This is a genomic window from Streptomyces sp. MnatMP-M17, assembly GCF_900091995.1.
GTDB lineage: Bacteria > Actinomycetota > Actinomycetes > Streptomycetales > Streptomycetaceae > Streptomyces.
The window spans coordinates 1-3,888 of the sequence record NZ_FMDK01000970.1 but is presented as its reverse complement, the minus strand read 5'-3'; the positions used below and the strand labels follow the sequence as shown (position 1 = coordinate 3,888).

Sequence of the window (3,888 nt, the reverse complement as noted above, 5' to 3'; positions counted from 1 at the left end):
GGTCAGGGGTGTCAGCGGCGGCGTTGGGACTGCCCGTTGCGCTGGCTGTCGCGTGCGAGGCGCTGGTGGTGGCGTTCGCGGCGGAGGCGTGCGGCGCGGTCCGAGGCGCTCTCGCGGTCGGCGTAGCGGGTTTCGGCGAGGCGCCGGTCGCGGGCGGTGAGCCAGTCGAGGAAGGCCATCAGTGCCGCCTCGTGGTGTTCTGGCGGTCCATGGTCTGTCGGACGTCGGCGGCGCTGTCGTAGTCGGCGGTGCAGGTGGCTACGGTCGCGGGCTGGGCGAGGATCTGGCTGGGGCGCGGCGTACGGTCCGGCTCGGGCTGCTGCGCCGGGCTGGGCTGGGGGGTGGGCTGATCGGTACGGTGGTCCACGGCTGTTCCTCCTGGTGATGCAGGTGGATGGCTGGCCCGGCCGGAGTTCCCGCTCCGGCCGGGCCGTTCTGTTGGTGACGAGAACGACCGTAGCACTTGTTTGCGTCAACGCAAATAAGTTGTGAGAGGATGGGGCCATGCCCAGCTCCCCGAACGAGGGCGAGCGCGCGCCGGAGGTGCCGAAGTTGGTGACGATTCCAGAGATGCCCGAGCTCCTCGAAGCGGCGGGCTTGAAGAAGGTCGGCCCTGCGCGCATCCGCCAGTTGGCCGCTGAGGATGAGGACTGGCCCAAGCCGGTCTTCGAGCGGGGGCGCACGCGCATCTTCGACTGGGGCGCGGTGGAGCGGTACTTCCGAGGCCGCACCACGCGCCAAGGGGAGCGCACCGACCTGAAGTCGAAGGAGTGACCCCGATGGCTACACCGTTGTGGCTGAGCCCCGCGCCGCCCCGCGAGGAGGACTCGTGGCCGCGCTGCGTTGACTGCGGCACGCAGTATCCGCCGGACTGGCCGGAGCTGCGGTGGCACCTCGTCCACCACTGCGGTCGTCCAGAGATCGAGGAGTGTCCGGGTGGCGAATGTCTATGTCTGGCTCCGCTGGAGGTGGTGCAGCACTGGTGTGAGGCATGCGACGGAGAGGACCCGCGCGCCTGCCCGGAGTGGCGGCTGTAGCTGCCCGTACGACGTCGGCCCCCACCCGGATCGCCCGGGGTGGGGGCCTTCTCGTTCGGGCCGACTATCGAAGACGCAGCACCTGTGAGTGACCGCCTCTGAAACCCTTTAAATCCGGTGAGCAGCACGTCCAGACCGACAGGAGATCCGATCATGGCCGCTACGCCCGCCCGTGCCGCTGACCCCCGCGATCTGTACATCGCGGACCTGCGGGCCGCGCTCACCGCCGCGAAGGCGCTGGTCGCCTTCGCGGCCGGACAGGCGGCGGCCACCGACCCTGAGTACTCCGCACGGCTGATGGCCGCCGCAGGGGGTATGGACGACGTCCTGAGCCGTACCGCCCCTGAGTGACCGGCTAGGGCTCGGGTTTGCAGACGTCGCACGGCTCGGCGCGCCCGCGTGCGATCAGGTCGGCGGCCTGCTCGCGGCTCGCCGCGCCGAGATGCCCGGAGGGCACCCAGCAGCCCGCCTCGTGGACGACTGCATGACCGGCAGGGAATGTCTGGAGGACCCAGCCCGTGGCGCCGGCCCGGTCGGTGACCACCTGGCTGTAGTCCTCGCCAGCGATGGGGTGGACGAGGCCGGACGGTAGCTCGACGGTGACCTGGTACTGCCACCGGCCGTCCGCGTCCCTGCGGCGTGCGTGGAGGCGCCCCTCGGTCACGCGTCCCCCGGGGAGGGTGACGGTCACGCGCGGGGCCAGGTGTCCGGTCACATGTTCGATGGTAGCCGCGTCCGGAATGGCCGCCTCCGGGGCGCTACGCCCATTGCGCACGACCGCCCGGGCGGTACCACGGCCGGGCAGTGGTTCGGGGGCGGCCGGGTGCCGCGGCGCGCTCCCGTGCGCCCTCCCAGGCTCAGGCCAGGGCCGCGATGATGCCGTCATGGCTGACAACGGACCGGTGTTCTACGACCTGCAGCTCCACAAGGGGTTGACCGTCAACGGGGTGGAGGTCGCATGTCCAGGCTGTGGCGCCACTGAGGAGCTGACTGTGTTCGGGCATCAGGGTGGCCCGGCCACGTTCATGTGTGCGTGTCGAAACCAGTTTCAGACACCGCATATGGATCCCGTGGAGCTGATGGCGCTTCTCATCAGCCAGCCTGGGGCGGGACTGGAGGTGCGTCCGGGGTCGTCGGGCTGAGGCCGGGTGACGTCGGGTTGCGTGATCGCCCGCCCCAGCTGTATTCAAGGGCGGGCGATCGTGTCTCCGGGGCCACTGCCACCGTGGGGAGGGTCCAGTTACCTGGCTCCGGCCTGGTGCTTGTCGTCTGGATGTTTTGACGCCCCGTCGCCCGTGGTGGGCGGCGGGGCGTCTGTGCAACGTCATCATCGCCGCGTGTCCTCAGTGTTGACGGGGCCAGAGCGTGCACCAGCCGTGCGCGAGTGTTTGGGATTTCACGCTCCCCGCAACGCTGCGTGGCAACACGATGTGCTTGGAGGCGCGGTCAGGCGCTGGGGCGAACGACGCCCCGGAGCATCCAGTGATCGCTGAGACGGCCGAAATCGTAGGACCGCGACCCAACATAGATGGGGCGGCCTTGCTCCAGGTCCCAGCCGTAGTCGCTGAAGAAGATGTAGTCGAGCTTCGCGCCGGCTACGTTGCGGCAGCCTTTGAGGAACCAGGGGCCGGTGGTGGTGCACTTTTCGTCCGAATCGGCTTCGAAGTTGCCGACTTCGAGGGGCTTGATCTCCTTGTCGCTGGGTTTGAGGTTGAAGTCCCCGCCGATGATGGTGCGGTACCTGCCGTTCTGCCAGGCCCGCGCCTGATCTCGGAAGTCCTTGGCGGATGCTTTGCGCATTGCCTTGGACGGGTCGGCATTCTCGTTGGCGAAATGGCTGGTGCAGGCGAGCAGTTTGTTTCCGCGGTCCTGGATGCACGCGGCGCCCTGCGTGTGCCTTCCGCCGGCCTCGGACGTACTGCGGAAGGTCATGTCCCAGCCGGGTTTTCCCTGGCCATCGTTGACTATGTCGCTGCCCGGAAGCTTCTTCATTGCGATGGCGACGCCTGCTTCACCCTTGCCGCTCCTTGGGCACCTGACCGGTGTGCCTGTTCCGATTCCCTTGGCGGTGCGGTGTCGTACGACCCACTCGCTGGAAGTTCTGCGGTTCAGCTCGCCTTGGAGCGGTTTGGAATGCAGGCTTTCACAGGTCTCTTGGATCATTACGATCGCGATCGATTTGTCTTTCTGCACGCGGTTGACGAGTTCGTTGATCTTGCCACTGTTCGTGCCTGGACAGCTGTTGTCGGCATCGGGCTTGAGGGCCCCGCAGATGTTCCAGGTCAGTACGCTGACCCTGGACGGCAGGCTGCGCGGAGCAACATCCGCAGCCTTCGTCGAGGGCGAGGTGGCCAGCGCGATGGCTGGCTGTACTGGTATGAGTGTCATGGCGGCCGCTGTGATCGCCCCGCCTAAGATCTTTCCCTGTCGGCTTCCTCTCACATTTCCCCCTGTTTTGACGTGCGAACGCGAAAACGGATTCCCAGATTCCTATATCTGGACCGTTCGCGAAGCGCATGGGTTCTGCTCCCGTCGCCAACGGGAGCAACTGTGAGAATTTCTAGAGGGCCTAATTGTCAGGAACAAGTAGCGATTGCGCCAACCCTTTCCGTGTCGCATGTAGATGGGGTTCATCGGCCCGCAAGCGGCGGTGGTCTCAAGTGTCGCCTCGAAGGCGGCCGACACGCGGATGGTGTCCTGTGGGCGGGCAGCGGCCGTCAGTACCCACGGTTCTCCGGGTTGGTGTGAGTCATGGAGTAGGCCCCTTGGTGCAGTCGGGGTGGTGTACGTACAGGTGTCCGGGCCGCCACCAGCCGGGGCAGCACGCGTAGCGGACGGCCGCGCGCAGCAT

8 protein-coding genes are annotated in these 3,888 nt (G+C 67.2%); 4 read left to right on the top strand and 4 right to left on the bottom strand.

Annotated elements, in window-relative coordinates; translation table 11 throughout:
* Positions 1 to 11: 11 nt before the first annotated feature.
* Positions 12 to 179: a hypothetical protein gene (locus GA0115259_RS40845; RefSeq protein ID WP_176732756.1), complete on the bottom strand. Its 168-nt coding sequence runs from the start codon at positions 177 to 179 to the stop codon at positions 12 to 14.
* Complete coding sequence (locus GA0115259_RS34375) at positions 179 to 367, bottom strand: hypothetical protein (protein ID WP_093604178.1); 189 nt, start codon at positions 365 to 367, stop codon at positions 179 to 181. Before GA0115259_RS34375 ends, GA0115259_RS40845 begins: the two co-directional genes overlap by 1 nt.
* A 137-nt stretch (positions 368 to 504) precedes the next feature.
* On the opposite strand from GA0115259_RS34375, the gene GA0115259_RS34370 reads away from it, so the two are divergent.
* The 3 genes from GA0115259_RS34370 to GA0115259_RS34365 all read left to right on the top strand — a co-directional run bounded on the left by GA0115259_RS34370 (position 505) and on the right by GA0115259_RS34365 (position 1,388).
* Positions 505 to 774 carry a hypothetical protein gene (locus tag GA0115259_RS34370; protein WP_093604176.1) on the top strand — a complete coding sequence of 90 codons (270 nt, stop codon included), beginning with the start codon at positions 505 to 507 and terminating at the stop codon, positions 772 to 774.
* Positions 775 to 779: 5 nt separating this feature from the next.
* Entirely contained in the window at positions 780 to 1,037 is a 258-nt protein-coding gene (locus GA0115259_RS39780; RefSeq protein WP_141716806.1) for a hypothetical protein, read from the top strand.
* A gap of 153 nt (positions 1,038 to 1,190) precedes the next feature.
* A complete protein-coding gene (locus tag GA0115259_RS34365; RefSeq protein WP_093604174.1) occupies positions 1,191 to 1,388 on the top strand; it encodes a hypothetical protein in 198 nt (65 codons plus the stop codon).
* Positions 1,389 to 1,392: 4 nt separating this feature from the next.
* Here GA0115259_RS34365 and GA0115259_RS34360 read toward each other — a convergent pair whose 3' ends face one another.
* A complete protein-coding gene (locus GA0115259_RS34360) occupies positions 1,393 to 1,752 on the bottom strand; it encodes a DUF6233 domain-containing protein (protein ID WP_093604172.1) in 360 nt (119 codons plus the stop codon).
* 169 nt (positions 1,753 to 1,921) lie between these two features.
* On the opposite strand from GA0115259_RS34360, the gene GA0115259_RS34355 reads away from it, so the two are divergent.
* On the top strand, positions 1,922 to 2,179 hold the full coding sequence (locus GA0115259_RS34355; RefSeq protein ID WP_093604170.1) for a hypothetical protein: 258 nt from the start codon (positions 1,922 to 1,924) through the stop codon (positions 2,177 to 2,179).
* A gap of 304 nt (positions 2,180 to 2,483) precedes the next feature.
* On the opposite strand, the gene GA0115259_RS34350 is transcribed toward GA0115259_RS34355, so the two are convergent.
* Positions 2,484 to 3,425 carry an endonuclease/exonuclease/phosphatase family protein gene (locus tag GA0115259_RS34350; RefSeq protein WP_093604168.1) on the bottom strand — a complete coding sequence of 314 codons (942 nt, stop codon included), beginning with the start codon at positions 3,423 to 3,425 and terminating at the stop codon, positions 2,484 to 2,486.
* Between the last annotated feature and the right edge of the window lie 463 nt (positions 3,426 to 3,888).

Bases quoted from the DNA above. Each gene is read 5' to 3' on its own strand.
- GA0115259_RS39780 (WP_141716806.1), top strand. From the start codon at position 780: ATGGCTACACCGTTGTGGCTGAGCCCCGCGCCGCCCCGCGAGGAGGAC.
- GA0115259_RS34350 (WP_093604168.1), bottom strand. From the start codon at position 3,425: ATGACACTCATACCAGTACAGCCAGCCATCGCGCTGGCCACCTCGCCC.
- GA0115259_RS34370 (WP_093604176.1), top strand. From the start codon at position 505: ATGCCCAGCTCCCCGAACGAGGGCGAGCGCGCGCCGGAGGTGCCGAAG.
- GA0115259_RS34365 (WP_093604174.1), top strand. From the start codon at position 1,191: ATGGCCGCTACGCCCGCCCGTGCCGCTGACCCCCGCGATCTGTACATC.
- GA0115259_RS34355 (WP_093604170.1), top strand. From the start codon at position 1,922: ATGGCTGACAACGGACCGGTGTTCTACGACCTGCAGCTCCACAAGGGG.
- GA0115259_RS40845 (WP_176732756.1), bottom strand. From the start codon at position 179: ATGGCCTTCCTCGACTGGCTCACCGCCCGCGACCGGCGCCTCGCCGAA.